The organism is Streptomyces sp. NPDC002845, assembly GCF_053591955.1.
In genome coordinates this window covers 36,681-52,217 of the sequence record NZ_JBSFUU010000033.1, presented here as the reverse complement: position 1 = coordinate 52,217, position 15,537 = coordinate 36,681, and the positions used below count along the sequence as shown (strand labels likewise).

At 68.6% G+C, this 15,537-nt stretch carries 8 protein-coding genes; 5 read left to right on the top strand and 3 right to left on the bottom strand.

Annotated features, from left to right (window positions below; all coding sequences use genetic code 11):
- Nucleotides 1–237 precede the first annotated feature (237 nt).
- The 4 genes from ACWD3C_RS24230 (at nucleotide 238) to ACWD3C_RS24215 (ending at nucleotide 12,615) form a co-directional block, all read left to right on the top strand.
- Nucleotides 238–1,737 (top strand): FG-GAP repeat domain-containing protein, encoded by a 1,500-nt coding sequence (locus ACWD3C_RS24230; RefSeq protein ID WP_451147187.1) that lies wholly within the window; start codon nucleotides 238–240, stop codon nucleotides 1,735–1,737.
- 64 nt (nucleotides 1,738–1,801) lie between these two features.
- The gene (locus tag ACWD3C_RS24225; RefSeq protein ID WP_451147185.1) at nucleotides 1,802–1,930 is read left to right on the top strand and encodes a hypothetical protein; all 129 of its coding nucleotides are present in this window, start codon (nucleotides 1,802–1,804) and stop codon (nucleotides 1,928–1,930) included.
- A 31-nt stretch (nucleotides 1,931–1,961) separates the two neighbouring features.
- Entirely contained in the window at nucleotides 1,962–5,603 is a 3,642-nt protein-coding gene (locus tag ACWD3C_RS24220; protein ID WP_451147183.1) for a LamG domain-containing protein, read from the top strand.
- A gap of 124 nt (nucleotides 5,604–5,727) precedes the next feature.
- Nucleotides 5,728–12,615 (top strand): RHS repeat-associated core domain-containing protein, encoded by a 6,888-nt coding sequence (locus ACWD3C_RS24215; protein ID WP_451147181.1) that lies wholly within the window; start codon nucleotides 5,728–5,730, stop codon nucleotides 12,613–12,615.
- 131 nt (nucleotides 12,616–12,746) lie between these two features.
- Here the strand turns inward: ACWD3C_RS24215 and ACWD3C_RS24210 are convergent, their stop codons facing one another.
- From ACWD3C_RS24210 to ACWD3C_RS24200, 3 genes are all read right to left on the bottom strand, one after another.
- A complete protein-coding gene (locus tag ACWD3C_RS24210; RefSeq protein WP_451147179.1) occupies nucleotides 12,747–12,899 on the bottom strand; it encodes a hypothetical protein in 153 nt (50 codons plus the stop codon).
- A 429-nt stretch (nucleotides 12,900–13,328) separates the two neighbouring features.
- Nucleotides 13,329–14,237: an IS630 family transposase gene (locus ACWD3C_RS24205; protein ID WP_451147177.1), complete on the bottom strand. Its 909-nt coding sequence runs from the start codon at nucleotides 14,235–14,237 to the stop codon at nucleotides 13,329–13,331.
- Between the two features lie 139 nt (nucleotides 14,238–14,376).
- The gene (locus tag ACWD3C_RS24200) at nucleotides 14,377–15,024 is read right to left on the bottom strand and encodes a hypothetical protein (protein ID WP_451147175.1); all 648 of its coding nucleotides are present in this window, start codon (nucleotides 15,022–15,024) and stop codon (nucleotides 14,377–14,379) included.
- 96 nt (nucleotides 15,025–15,120) lie between these two features.
- Here ACWD3C_RS24200 and ACWD3C_RS24195 point away from each other — a divergent pair, with 96 nt between their 5' ends.
- Nucleotides 15,121–15,465 (top strand): hypothetical protein, encoded by a 345-nt coding sequence (locus tag ACWD3C_RS24195; protein ID WP_451147173.1) that lies wholly within the window; start codon nucleotides 15,121–15,123, stop codon nucleotides 15,463–15,465.
- Nucleotides 15,466–15,537 lie beyond the last annotated feature (72 nt).

Genomic DNA, 15,537 nt, shown 5'->3' with positions numbered 1-15,537 from the left:
CGTCGGCCGCATACAGGCCGCGCACGCGCCCTCGCTGCGCGCGTGGGATGTGTGCATGCCCTGTGGACGTTGCGTGTGACGGCTGTGATTTTTGTCATGTACTGAGATACGAGAAGCGGTATTGCATGTGTACTCAACGTGAAGAGATGATCCCCTCGACCTTCTTTAAAATCTCTTTACAACGGGGAACCTGTGTCACGGGTGGGGAAAGTGTGGCGGCGCAGTGCTGCCACTGTATTGACAGGGACATTTCTGGCTTGGGGGATCGGCACCGGCGGTACGCCTGCCGCGGCCGCCGTCGCGTGCCCCTCCGGGGCCGAATCGGACTTCAACGGCGACGGAGTCAGGGACACGGCGATCGCCGACCCGGAGGCGACCGTCGACGGTGTGCCGAAGGCGGGTGTGGTGCACATCGTCTACGGCGGCGGCAAGGGCACTTTCACGCTCTCTCAGTCCACGCCCGGCATACCGGGCGTTCCCGAGGCGGGTGACCAGTACAGCCACGCGCTGGCCGTCTACGACGCCGACCTCGACGGCTGCAGCGACCTGGTGGTCGGTTCTCCGTACGAGGACATCGGCACCGTGCCCGACTCCGGGGCCGTGCATGTGATCTACGGCTCCACGAGCGGGCTGAACGCCGACAGCAAGGGCGTGAAGGAGTTTTTCCAGGGCACCGACAAGGCTCTGGGCGGCGGCGCGGAGACGGACGACTGGGTCGGCTACTCGGTCGCGGCCGGGAAGACCTCAAGCGGTGCGCCGTTCCTGCTGATCGGCAGTCCCGGCGAGTCGATCGGCACCGTCGAGGACGCGGGCGGCTTCTACTACGTGAGCGGCACCGCGCAGAAGGTCACCTTCGTCCACCAGGACACCGACAAGGCCGGCGCCGTGCCCGGCGTCGTGGAGCAGGACGACCGCTTCGGCAGCGCGCTCGCCGCGACCCCGACCCACTTCGCGGTCGGCACGCCCGGCGAGGCGCTCGGCACCACGACCTTCGCCGGCGGCGTCGCCTGGTTCAACCACACGCTCACCTCCGGTTACCCGAAGCCGCTCGGCGGACTCGGCCAGGACCAGGATGTGATCAGCGGGGCCGAGGAGGTCGGCGACCAGTTCGGCGCCGCGCTCGCCATGGTTCCGTACCGGCCCTCCGGCGCCACCTCCACCACCGAGTCGCTGCTCGCGGTAGGTGTCCCGGGCGAGGACCTGTCGACGACCGTCGACGCGGGCGCCGTCCAGGTCTTCCGGCTCACGGCGAGCGGCACCTTCACCCAGACCGCCTGGATCGACCAGAACTCGGCGGACATGCACGAGGAGGCGGACGCCGGCGACCAGTTCGGCCGGCGGCTCGCCGCCGTCAACACCTCCCCGAACGCCACCTCCACCGCCACGACCACCAGGGTCGCGATCGGCGTGCCCGGCGAGGAGTGGTCCGAGGACAACCCGGACAAGGGCGGCGTCCAGATCGTCCCGCTGGTCGGCGCGCCCGGCGCCTCCGACCAGTGGATCGACCCCGGGTACGGCATCCCGTCCGCGGCCGCGCCGCGCATGCTCACCGGCCTCGCCCTGGGCGCCACACCCTCGCGGCTGTACGTGGGTGTCCCCTACGGCCCGGCCGAGGGACGGGCGGTCTACGGCTTCCCGTGGAACGTGGCCTCCGGCGGGGCACCGACCCAGACGTTCAAGCCCGGTGAGGGCGGCATTCCGGCGACCGGCGTCGCCTTCGGCGCCACTGTCCGCTGACGACGCCTCCACGCTCGTCGACGACGTATCCACGCTCGTCGGACTCGCACATCCGATGCCGGCTATGACGCACGACCCGGTGAAGGCGGCAACCCCCGAGGGTGGCGCCGCCTTCACGCGACGGTCCGTCGACGCCCCGTCGAGCGAGGGGCACAACCAGCCGGACCAGGCGTTCCGGCGACCGGACTTCTGAGACAGACATGAACCGACTGGAGAGTGGACGCGTGTCCGCAGACAGACACAGACCGATACGGCGAGGCATCGCGCTGCGTGCCGCCGTGGCGGCGGCCGTCACCGGCGCGGTGGTGGCCGGCTCGGCGGTCCTCCCCGGCAATGGCGGATCCTCGGCGCAGGACCAGGCGCCGACCGCCGCCGATCAGCCGATGCAGACCGAGCAACAGGCCATGGCCGCCGCGAAGGAGAGCGGCAAGAAGACCGAGGTCGTCGGACTGCGCACCGAACGCAGGGAGATCTTCGCCGAGCCCGACGGCACCTTCACGGCCCGCGAGTACACCGAGCCTGTCCGCACGGTCCAGGACGGCAAGTGGGTCGACATCGACGAGACGCTGGTGAAGCGGGCCGACGGCAGCTGGGGGCCGAAGGCCGCCACCGTCGACCTGAGCTTCTCCTCCGGGCAGGCGGGCAAGCCGTTCGTGACGATGCGGCGGGTGGGCCGCGAGTTCGCCCTGACCTGGTCGTACGGCAAGCTTCCCGCACCGCGGGTCGAAGGGGACACCGCCACCTACGTCGACGCCCTGCCCGGCGTCGACCTGACCGTCCGGGCCGAGGCCGACGGCTTCGGCCACCTGCTGGTCGTCAAGACGCCCGAGGCGGCCGCCGACCCGAGGCTGACCCGGCTCGACCTGGGTATGACGACCGACGGGCTGAAGGTCGCGGAGGACGCCTCCGGTGCGATCGTCGCGGAGGACTCCGCGGTGGGCGGCACCGTCTTCCAGGCCGCGAAGCCCACCATGTGGGACTCGGCCGCCGTGGAAGAGGCTGCCACCAAGAGCCAGGGCCCCAAGGCCGTCGCGAAGGTATTGAAGGCAGCGGCCGCGGGCACGGACGCGCCCGCCACCGCCGGCCCCGAGGCCGAGCAGGCCCCCGAGGCCGCCCTGGAGGGCCCGGGCGGCGGCGGACGCGTGGCACCCCTGGACGTCGAGGTGACCAGGGACAAGCTGAGCCTCATCCCCGACCAGAAACTCCTCAAGGGCGAGGACACCGTCTTCCCCGTCGTCATCGACCCGATCCAGCGCACCACCTCGCGTACCGCCTGGACCGGAGTCATGTCGGGGATGTCCAGCGAGCAGGACTGGAAGTACTCCGGCAGCGCGGGTGTGGGCAGATGCCCCACCGATTACAACCCCGTCTCCTGCAACGGCGTCGGCGTCCGCCGCGTGCTGTTCACCATGCCGCTGTCCTTCTACAAGGGGAAGCAGATCCTGGGCGCGACCTTCTCCGCCCGGGTGGCGCACATCTACAGCGCCAAGCCGACCGCGGAGCCCATCCGGCTCTACCGCATCGGCGGCAAGAACTACAAGATCACCTCGTCCAGCAACTGGTCCAACACCAAGGACGACTGGGACGACCATCTCCGGACCGTCGACAAGGCGATCTCCCCGACCTCCTGCTCCAGCCAGGCCAACCTGCACTTCGAGGACGGCGAGCTGACCAGCGAGATCAAGACGGCCGCAGCCAATAACTGGAGCTCGATGACGCTGGGGCTGCGGGCGGCCGACGAGTCCCGCTTCGCCGAATGGAAGCGGATCTGCGGCAACGCCTACCTGTCGATCAAGTACAACAACCTGCCGCGGCAGATCAAGACGTCCGACATGTTCACCGACCCCGGTGGCCTGTGCAAGTGGGGCTCTGGCCGCGAGTACACCGACGTCCCGCCGAAGCTGCAGGCCATCGCGAGCGACCCGGACCACGGCAACGGCCGGACCGACAAGGTGAAGGTCCAGTTCAAGGTGGAGTGGGAGGGAAGCAACCCGGGCTCATACACGTACACCACTCGGGACTGGCTCTCCCCGACGAGCAAGACGAGGTTCACCCACACCGTCAAGTCGTCGATCCCGCAGAACACCGTCATCTACTGGAGCGCGCGGGCCTACGACGGTGACGGCTACGGCCCGTGGAGCTGGGCGGGCGACCCCGCACAGCGCTGCGAGTTCATCTACGACAAGACGTGGCCCGGCAAGCCGAACGTGCTGTCCAAGCAGTACCCGTCCGACACCGTCTACCACGACGGCGTGGGCACCTACGGCACCTTCACCTTCGCGCCCAACCCCAACGACTCCATCCCGGACACCGACGTCGTCAAGTACCGGTACGCCTTCGACAGTGACGCCTCTCCGGCGACCACTGTCACCCCGTCCAGGGCGGGAGGCTCCGTCTCCGTGCAGTGGGTGCCGACCCGTCCCGGACGGCACTGGGTCGACGTGATCGCCGTCGACAAGGCCGGGCACGGAAGCGCCAAGGCCCACTACGAGTTCCTGGTGACCGAGGGCAAACCGGTCGTCGGCCAATGGAACCTCGCCGACCCGGCGGGCAGCGCGGCAGCCCACGACGAGAGCGGCCAGTACTCGGCGACGGCGGGCGGCGCCGTCACGTTCGGCGTGGAGGGCCCGGGCGGGAAGGCCGACGCCGCGGCCCGCTTCGACGGCAGCGCGGAGGCCTATCTCGACGCGAGCGAGACCGTCCTCGACACCGCCAAGAGCTTCAGCGTCAGCGCCTGGGTGCGGCCCACCGCGCTGGACGAGGACATGACGGTCGTCAGCCAGGACGGCACCGGCGAGCCCGGCTTCACCCTCGGCTATGACGCGTCCGCCAAGACCTGGAAGTTCGCCGTCCCGGTCAACGACGTGGACTCGCTCGGCGAGTGGAAGGCCGTCTCCACCGGAGTGTCCGTGGTCAAGGACCAGTGGGTGCTGCTGACCGGCGTGTACGACGCGCAGAAGAGCGGGGGCCCACAGCTCCAGCTCTACATCAACAAGGACCTGAAGGGCTCCGCCTCGCGCCGGTCCACCTGGAAGTCGTACGGACCGCTGCAGATCGGCCGCACCACGGCCAAGAGCGGCTACCGCGACAACTTCACGGGTGACCTCGCCGAGGTCCGTGTCTTCGCCCGTGTCCTGCCGGCGGGCCAGGTCGCCGAGCTGATGACCGTCAAGCCGCAGCGCAAGGGCTACTGGCAGCTCGACGACGCCGCCAGTGGTGCCTCCGCCGAGACCGGCGGCGGGCAGGCGCTGACCCTGGCGGGCAATGCCGCCATCTACCGCCCGGCCGACCCGCTGTTCGACATCGCGGCCCTGGTCGGCGACGGCCACCTGGTCCTGGACGGTGACGGCGACTACGCGTCCACCGCCACCGCACCAGTCCTCGGCAACAGCAGCTTCACCGTGACGGCCCGCGCCCAGCTCACCTCGCTGGACCCGGAGAAGTCGCAGACGGTGCTGTCCCTGCCGGGCGCCAACACCAACCGCGTCCAGGTCCGCTACCAGGCGGCCACCGGCCAGTGGGAGCTGGCCGTCGCCAAGACCGACACGGCCACCGCCGAGGTCGTCACCTTCACCGACGACCAGGAACTGCCCGACACCGGCGGCTCCGGCCAGCACCTCGCGGTCGTCTACGACGCCTTCGCCAATTCGATCCGGCTCTATGTCCAGGGCCAGCTCGTCGCCGACGCCTACGGCAAGAACGACACCCTGTGGTCCGCCACCGGCGGTCTGCAGGTGGGCCGTTCGCTGCGCGGGGCGAGCGAGCACTTCGCCGGCGCCGTCGACGAAGTGCGCGCCTACAGCGGGGCGGCCGACCCGGTCGCGGTGCAGCAGATGGCGCAGCTGACGGCAGTGCCTGATATGTGACGCACCGCCAATTTCGAGGTGTGCCGGGCCCGTCGGTGCCCGGCACACCCGCCCTCTCCATGACTTTCTCCTCAGACCAGGGAGTTGTCCCATGCTCTTCCGTGGCCGCTCACTGAGCAGCCGCATGCCCAGACAGACGGTCGTCGCGACGGTGCTCGGGCTCTCGCTCGCGCTGTCCGCATCGTCCGTCCAGGCAGTGGTGCTCGACGACGGCGACCGGGGCCGCACCAGCCGCCCCGGCGTCCAGGACGACGGCGATCCCGCCAAGGGATCCGACGCGAAAGCGAAATCCCGCCCCTCCGACCCGGCCCGCAAGGCCGCCGTCAAGGGGCTGGACAAGGCGGTGTGGCCCGGGCAGGGCGGCGCCGAGGTGAAGACAGGCGCCACCGCCGAGGTGGGCGGCCTGCCCGTCAAGGTCCTCAAACCCCAGGCCAAGACCAGCGCCAAGACCACTGCCAAGACCGAGGCCACCGGCAAGCAGCAGGCCGCCGAGGCACCGGGCAAGGTGCGCGTCGACGTCCTCGACCCCGAGCGGGCCGCGCAGCTCGGCGCCGGCGTCCTGCTCGGCGTCGAGCGGGCGGACGGCGGCGAGAAGGCGGCCGAGGTCCGCCTGTCCGTCGACTACTCGGAGTTCGCCGAGGGCTACGGCGGCTCCTACGCCTCCCGCCTGCGTCTGGTCCAGCTCCCGTCCTGTGCCACCGTCGCCGTTCCCGGCAGCAAGGACTGCCCGGAGCAGCCCAAGGTGCTGCCGACGGTGAACGACGCGAAGACAGGCACCGTCTCCGCCGACGTGACCGCCGCCCCGGCCCCCGCCGAGGGCGTCTCCACCATGGCGGCCGACGCGACCTCCCTGGTCGCGGTCGCGGCAGGCCCCTCCAGCGCGCAGGGCACGTACAAGGCGACCGCCCTGTCCCCGTCGGCCGGCTGGAGCGTCGCCACCTCCTCCGGCGGGTTCAGCTGGAACTACCCGCTGCGCACCGTCCCGACCCCGGGCGGCCTCGCCCCCACCGTGGGCCTCGGCTACTCCTCACAGTCAGCGGACGGCCGCACCTCGGCCACCAACAACCAGGGCTCCTGGCTCGGCGAGGGCTTCTCCTACGACCCCGGCTACATCGAGCGCCGCTACAAGCCCTGCTCCGACGACGGCCACAGCAACTCCGGCGAGCAGTGCTGGGCGTACGACAACGCCACGATCATGCTCAACGGCAACGCCGGCGAGCTGGTCAAGGACGACACCACCGGCAAGTGGCACATGTCGGGCGACGACGGCACCAAGGTCGAGAGGCTGACCGGCGCCACCAACGGCGACAACAACGGTGAGCACTGGCGCATCACCACCCCGGAAGGCACCGAGTACCACTTCGGGCGGAACCGCCTGCCGGGCTGGGCCTCCGGCAACGAGGAGACCAACTCCGCCTGGACGGCCCCCGTCTTCGGCGACGACTCCGGTGAGCCCTGCTACAACGCCACCTTCAGCAGCGCCCACTGCAAGCAGGCCTGGCGGTGGAGCCTCGACTACGTCAAGGACACCCACGGCAACGTGATGTCCTATTACTACGGGCGCGAGACCAACCACTACGCGCTGAACGGGAAGACGGACGTCAACGGCACCGCGTACCACCGCGGCGGCTACCTCAAGCGCATCGACTACGGTCAGCGGGACGGCAACGTCTACGCGGCGAAGGCCCCGGCCCGGGTCGTCTTCAACACCGCCGAACGCTGCCTGCCCACGGCCGGCTTCGACTGCGCGGCGAGCAAGCGCACCAAGGCCAACGCCTCCCACTGGCCGGACGTCCCGGTCGATCAGGAGTGCAAGGCCGGCACCAAGTGCACCTCGCCCGTGCAGACCTACTTCACCACCAAGCGGCTGACGTCGGTCGTCACGCAGATGCGCAAGGACGCCACGACCTACACGGACGTGGACGCCTGGGCCTTCACGCACCTGTTCACCGACAACGGCGACGACTCCAAGACCCTGTGGCTGTCGAAGATCTCCCACGAGGGCCGGGTCGGTACCGCCGCGAAGCTGCCCACCGTCGACCTTTTCGGCGAGCAGCTCGCCAACCGCGTCGACGCCATCGGCGACAACATCGCGCCCTTCCACCGCTACCGGCTCTCGATGGTCCTCAGCGAGACCGGCGCCCAGCTCGACGTCAACTACAAGCCCGCCGACTGCACCAAGGCCACGCTGCCCAGGCCGGGCGAGTCCACCAAGCGCTGCTACCCCGTGAAGTGGGCCCCACCGGGCTCCATCGACCCGATCACGGACTGGTTCCACAAGTACGTCGTGGGGGCGGTCATCGAGACCGACCGCACCGGCGGCAGCGACCAGATGGTCACCCGCTACGACTACCAGGGCGACGCCGCCTGGCGTAAGGCGAAGCCGGACGGCATCACCGACGCCAAGTACCTCACGTGGGGCGGCTGGCAGGGCTACGGCAAGGTCACCGTCACCAGCGGCACCGCCGACAAGCAGACCACCCGGGTCGACCACACGTTCATGCAGGGCATGGACGGCGACAAGAACTCCTCCGGCGGCACGCGGTCGGTGACGGTGAAGGACTCCACCGGCGCCTCGTACACCGACGCGGAGGAGTTCACCGGCCACGAGCTGGAGACGGCCGCCTACGACGGCGGCAAGCTGATCTCCAAGACGATCAACACTCCCTGGAAGCACTACACGGCCACCCAGACCAAGAGCTGGGGCACCACCCGCGCGGTCATCGTCCGTACCCGGACCGGCCGCGGTTTCAACCTCAAGTCCGACGGAACCTGGCGCGAGACGAAGTCCACGACCACGTACGACACCTCCAACGGCACTGGCCGCGTCCTGAAGGTCGACGACCAGGGTGACGTCTCCACCACCAAGGACGACACCTGCACCCGCACCACGTACGCGGACAACGCGGCGAAGAACATCCTCACGCTGCCCGCACGCAGCGAGGCGGTCTCCGGCCGCTGCTCGGCCACACCGGATCGCAAGACGCAGGTCCTGGCGGACGAGCGCACCTCGTACGACGGCGGAGCGTTCGGCGCGGCGCCGACCAAGGGTGACGCGACCAAGACCGAGCGGCTGACCTCGCACAACGGCACCACGGCGACGTACCAGGTCACGGGCACCACGACCTACGACTCCTACGGCCGCCCGCTGACCCAGAAGGACGCCGAGCAGAACGAGACGAAGACCGCCTACACCCAGACCAACGGCCTGCTGACGAAGACGGTCGTCACCAACGCCCTCGGCCACGTCACGACCACCGACTACGTCCCCGCCTGGGGCATGTCAACCGGCCAGACCGACCCCAACGGCAAGCGCACCGACCTCGCCTACGACGCCCTGGGCCGCCTGACCTCGGTGTGGCTGGCGGACCGGAAGACGTCCCAGACGCCGAGCATCAAGTACACGTACAACGTCCGCAAGGACAAGGTCACCTCGATCAGGACACAGAAGGTCGAGAACGACGGCTCCTACGGCGCCGAGTACCAGCTCTACGACAGCCTGCTCCGCCCCCGCCAGATCCAGACGGAGGGGCCGGGCGGCACGCGCATGGTCGCCGACACGTTCTACGGCGGCACCGGCAACATCAAGAAGACCAACTCCACGTACAACTCGGCGGGCGCGGCCTCGGACGAGCTGCTGCTCGTGCGCAACGGCGAGGTCGGCGCGCAGAGCCTGCTGGAGTACGACGGCCTGGGCCGGACCACCGCCGAGATCTTCGCGGTCGGGGGCGCCGAGCAGTGGCGCACGACGACGCGGTACGACGGCGAGCTGACCCACGTCGACCCTCCGACCGGCGGCGTGCCCACCACGACGGTCACCGACGGCCAGGGCAACACCTCCGAGATCCGGCACTACCGGGGCTCCTCGCCGGGCGCGGGTGTGCCGTACGACTCGACGAAGTACACCTTCACGCCCGCGGGCAAGCTGGAGACGGTCACCGACGCCGAGGGCAACGTGTGGCGGTACGAGTACGACCAGCTGGGCCGCAAGACCAAGTCGGTCGACCCCGACGCGGGCACGTCGCGCACTGAGTACGACGAACTGGACCGTCCGGTCGCCGCGTACGACGGCCGCAACAAGAAGACCTCCACGGTCTACGACAAGCTCGGCCGCGTCGTCACAACCTGGCAGGGCGACCCCACCACCGGCACCAAGCTGACCGAGACCAGGTACGACCGGGCGGGGTCGCTGGGCCAGGCCTACGTCTTCCTGAGCTATGTCTCGCCGACGGAGTACTTCGGCACGGCCGTCCAGTCGAGGGACGAGTTCTACCGTCCGTTGAAGACCGCCTACCAGGTCCCCGCCTCACAGGGCTCCCTCGCCGGTACGTACGTGTTCTCGACCACGTACAACCGCGACGGCACGGTCCAGGGCACCGGCCTGCCCGCCATCGGCGACCTGCCGGCGGAAGCGCTGACGTACACGTACGACGCCCTGCAGCGACCGAAGACGATGACGGGCACCAGCTCGTACGTCACCAACACCGTCTACTCCAAGAACAGCCGCCTCCAGCAGCTGGAGCTGTACGGGGGCAGCGGCAAGAAGGTCTGGCAGACCTTCGACTACGAGACGGGCACCGACCGGCTGACCCGCTCGGTGGTCGACGTCTACGGCGCGACCGCCCCTGCGAAGGAGTCGAACTACTCCTACGACCAGGCGGGCAACGTCCTGTCCATCGCGGACACGGCGAACTCCGCTGCGCCGGACGTGCAGTGCTTCGCCTACGACAGCCGCCAGCGGCTGTCGGACGCCTGGACCCCGGCGGCCTCGGCGGCGACCGCGGTGGGCTCCGGCTCCAGGGGCTCCGTGGCACCGCTGGACGGCAGCGGTCCGCAGGCCTGCGACTCGGCCCCCGGGTCGGGCGCGGTGGGCGGCCCGGCCCCGTACTGGAAGTCGTACGAGACCGACGCCATCGGCAACCGCGTCTCGGAGACCGTCCACGACACCGGCCTGGACGCGGCGAAGAACATCACCCGCGGCTACGAGTACGGCGGCGCGGGCGCCCTGGGTGACGGTCCGCACCAGGTCACCAAGGTCGTCGAGAAGACCCCGACCGGGGACCGGCAGTCGACATACGAGTACGACGACGCGGGCAACACCACCAAGCGCACCATCGGCGGCAACGCGCAGTCCCTGGCCTGGACCGACACCGGGAAGGTGCGTGAGGTCACCGAGGCGAACGGCTCGAAGACCAGCTACCTGTACGACGGCTCCGGCAACCGTGTCCTGCGCAAGGACCCCTCCGGCACGACGGTCTACCTGCCGGGCACCGAGCTGAAGCTGTCGGCCGACGGCACCAAGAAGGAGGCCACCCGCTACTACCAGTACGGCGGCCAGACCGTCGCGGTCCGCACCGGCGGCAATCTGTCCTTCGTCGCGTCCGACCATCACGGCACGGGTGAGCTGGCGATCGACTCGGCGACCGGCGCGATCTCGCAACGCCGCTTCGACCCCTACGGCGTGCAGCGTGGCGAGAAGACCGGCACCTGGCCGGGGGAGAAGGGCTACGTCGGAGGCACGATCGACGCCTCGACCGGCCTGACCCACCTGGGCGCCCGCGAATACGACCCACAGCTGGGCAAATTCATATCCGTCGACCCGATCATCGACTACACCCAGCCGCAGCAGATCAACGGCTACGCCTACGCCAACAACTCCCCGGTCACGCACGCCGACCCCAGCGGCCTGATCATCCCGGAGTGCCGTGAGGGCCTGATCGAGTGCCGGGGAGGCCAACCGTACTTTCCCAAGACCGAGGTCGAGAAGGCCCAGTCGGACCACGACACGGCCTCCCGGAATGTGACGGTGGCCCAGAGCCAGCAGTCGACGGCCAAGCAGCGCATCAAGTCGGCGGGCAAGGCCCTCGTCAAGATCGTCCGGGACATCCTCGGCGTCGACGCGGCCCTGGACTGCGTCTCCACCGGCGACGTCGGCGCGTGCGGCGAGACCCTGCTCAATATCGCGGGCAGCTTCGCGGGTGGTCTGGCGGGCAAGATCCTCGCGAAGTACGGGGCGCCGTGGAACTGGTCCAAGGGCATCAAGCTCGCCAAGCGGGTGACCGGCCTGGTCGGGGACCTGATCGGCGGCGCGAAGGACCTTTACAAGGCGAACAAGGCGCTGGGCAAGGCGAGGGCCGGGCTGTCCAAGGCCGCCGACAAACTCGCCGACGCCAGGAAGAAGGCGGCGGCGGCTCGCAAGAAGAGCAAGAAGTCCGATCCCGAGTGCCACAGCTTCCTCCCCGGCACGAAGGTCCTGCTGGCCGACGGCACGACCAAGCCCATCGAGAAGGTGAAGCTCGGTGACAAGGTCACCGTCACCGACCCGAAGACGGGGAAGACGACCGTTCGCGAGGTCGCGGGCACCATCGTCACCGAGGACGACAAGCACTTCTCCGACCTCACGGTGAAGACCGCCTCAAGCAAGACGCAGGCACTGATCGCCACGACCACCCACCCCTTCTGGGTGGAATCCGAGCAGGCGTGGATCAAGGCTGGCGACCTGAAGCCCGGCATGACGCTGCACACCCCGTCCGGCGAGACGGTCGAGGTGACGGCCAACCGGCACTTCGACAAGCGGCAGCGCACGCACGACCTGACGATCACCGGGATCCACGCGTACTACGTGCTGGCGGGGACTGCGCCGTTGCTGGTGCACAATTGCGACGATTCCATTCCCGTCTACAGGACTCCGAAGACCGCCGACAAGGACTTCGAACTCGAGCACGGCCCTAACCCGGCCATGCAGAATGTTGAGGGAAGCAACGGCAAGATCTACTTCGGCGAGAGGAGCGTCGCCAAGGAGTACCAAGGGCGTGGCCCTTATGCGCCTGGAATGATCAGATACGATATGCACCCATCATTCCTGGCGAGGTTCGGCGACACGGCCAAGCGATATGACTGGCAGGGACCCGGGGGGAGTCCGCGCATCGAATTCGAGATCCCGTTCGAGCGGCTCAAGGAATTCAACTCGCTCACCCTGAACCGCACGTGGTTGCCCATGGGAGGTGGATGACGCGTATGGACGTTACGCTGCACCAAGAGTTCGATGTCACGGTGGTTGCGGTTCGACCCTGGGGTCTGGAGGTCGAGTTCGAGGACGGGACTCGAGGGTTGATCGACAACACCAAGGCCCCTGCCTGGCCTTCAGATGATCGATCCTCTGTCGTAGGCAATTCGCTTCATGTCGTCGTGCTTGACGACCAGCGCGATCCGGTCCGGCTCAGCACCCTTGACCTGGATCTCAAGGTTGCCCGAAAGAAGAGGTGAATGATGGGCGAATGATCGCTCGTCGAACATGAAGAGGCCCCGCCGCAAATGATCTCCGGCGGGGCCTCTTCATGTCTGAGAGGGGTCTGACGGCAGGCAGCGGAACCGTACTCACGGCCCCACGATCGCCCGCATCCATAGGCACTCCATGTATGCCGGGCCGCGCCTTTTTGCACACAACAACGACTACGATGACGTGGGCGATGGTGCTGATGTCCGAGTGTGTCCTGTAGTGCGATCCGTCCTGACCGCAGTGGCCTTGCGCGCAGTCCCGTCGGCCCGCGTAACAGAAGATCTGCGGTGGACTGATTCATGTTCGGCCGAGGATGGCGTGGGTTGCAGGGCTGCTATCAGCGCTCCGAGTTGGAGGGGGCCGGTAGCGAGGAAGGTTTCCGGTTCGTCGCTTTCGCGGAGGAGGATCGTTCCGGCGGGGGTGGCGGCGAGGTATTGATCCGAAACTCAAAGGGTTCTATTCGAGGATGTAGCGGACGTGTGGGCCGCCGAAGTAGCCGCGGACGATGTGCGGCTGACGCTGGCGCTGGTGGAAGAACCTTCGGGGTACAGCTCCGGCGAGTACGACGGCAGAAAATGCAGCTCGATGCGGTCCGGGTGACCGGCCGGCCAGGCGCGGACCCTGCGGGAGCGGTGTGCGGAGTGACCGTCCACGACGAGGCGCACCTTGCGGTCGAAGTGGCCTACGAGCCGGTCCAGGAAGCGGCACATCACGTCGGCGTCGAAGGTCTCGGTGAACACCATGACGTGCATCCGGCCTTTGCCACTGATCGCAGACATCGCGTTCACCGAGAACCGGTTGCCGCTGCGGCACACGACCGGTGTGCGTCCCCTTTCACCCCAGGTGCGACCGGTGACCTGGTCGGAATGGATGCCCACCTGGTCGGCGAAGAGCACCTCGCCGCCCTCGCCCTTCGCCTTCGCACGGATCGCCGGCCACGTCTCCTCCCGCCGGACGCGGACCGCTTCCGCGTCCTGCTCGACGGCCCGCTTGTCCGGCCGCCGGAACGACAGCCCCCACCGACGCAGGTACTTGCCCACGCCCTGCTCGGTCAGCCGCACCCGGTACAGCTTCGCGATCAGATCCCCCACCCCGGCACGGGTCCACAGCTGCCCCGCCAGCCCCGGGTCACAGGGGCGGTGATCCAGTACGGCCTGCCGGATCGCCTGCTGCTCGACCGCATCGAGAACCTGATGCTCGCCGACCCGACGCCCACGCGGCTGGGCCACGAGCGCCTCGCGCCCCCCTGCAAGCCACTTCGCCCACCAGCCGTCCACCGCCTTGAGTGAGACCTGGAACGCCGCCGCGACATCCTCGCGAGTCCGGCCTCCGACCAACGCGGCCACCGCCCGCATCCGAAGGGCCTCCTGCGCCGACGGCGACAACTGCCGTGCACGCGGAAGGTGTTATCGCCATCCGACAGTCTGATCAGATCTGTGGTGTTGTCTTCAGATGCCATGGCCCTGACCAGGACAGACCTCGACTTCCGCCAGGTCAGTCCACAAAACGGAACGTCGACGTGATCGCATCGAAGATGTCGAAGAACGAGTCGGCGAGGTCCAGCACCTGGCTGCTGCCCGCCACCAGCGCGACCTTGCCCTCCTGCCCCGGCACGGGGATGAACGTCTGCATCAGCACAGCGCGGATGGTGCGGTTGAGCTCGTCCCCGGGTACGGCGATGTCCTCGATGCCGTACGTGCGTGCCGCCGGGCCGAGGCCGGGGATGTCGACCATGGTCACCTTGCGCCAGGAGTCCCCGTCCTTCTTCGCCTCCTTGACGGCGAGTTGGCCCGCGATGACCGTCGGATCTGTCGACAACGGCTCACCGGACTGGGAGCGCCCACCGACCAGGGAGACGGTGACGGAGCCGGTGATCGGGGTGTCTCCGCCGAAGCTCTCGGCCATGCAACCGCAGTACAGGGCACCCGACTTCCAGGCGTCCGCCGCCGCCTTCCGCAGGAACGTCGTATAGGTGTCCCGGTACTTGGCCAGCTCCGGGCTGCGGTCCACGCGTTCGCTCACCATGCGCCGGATCGAGTCGTCCCGCGACTCCGGGCGCACGTCGAACTCCCACCACGACTCGGGCACCTTGATCCGGAAGCCTCCGCGCTGCACCGTGAGCGTCTCCATATAGCGGGCCATGACGTCCCTCCACCCCGTTCACTCGATCACCCGTACCGGCCTCGTTCCGTTGTACGGTGCCGATCAGACTACGAGGCACGACTGGGGGACGGACGCATGGGCAAAGGCAAGGGCAAGAGCGACCTCGCGCTCCCGCTGACCGAGCTGGAGGGCTATGGACGTCGGCTGCGCTCCCTCAAGACCCGCCTGAACCACACCAAGAAGCTCTTCGAGTCGTACAAGGAAGACATCGGCGACGGCAGCGTCAACGACGCGCTGGAGGACTTCGAGTCCAACTGGGAGGACGGCCGCGAGGACATCACCCAGCAGCTCGACGCGCTCGCCGACATGTCCGACGCCGTCGTCCGCGAGTTCAAGAAGCTCGACGAGGAGCTCGCGAGACAGGTCGAGAAGGCGGTCAAGACGGAGGACAAGAGGGGCGGCGGGAGCGACGCCTCCTGAGGTGAGCTGGGCTCATACGCGTGGCGTATGGGCCACGGCGCGTACGCATTTTCCTGCCCGTGCCGCCCGTCG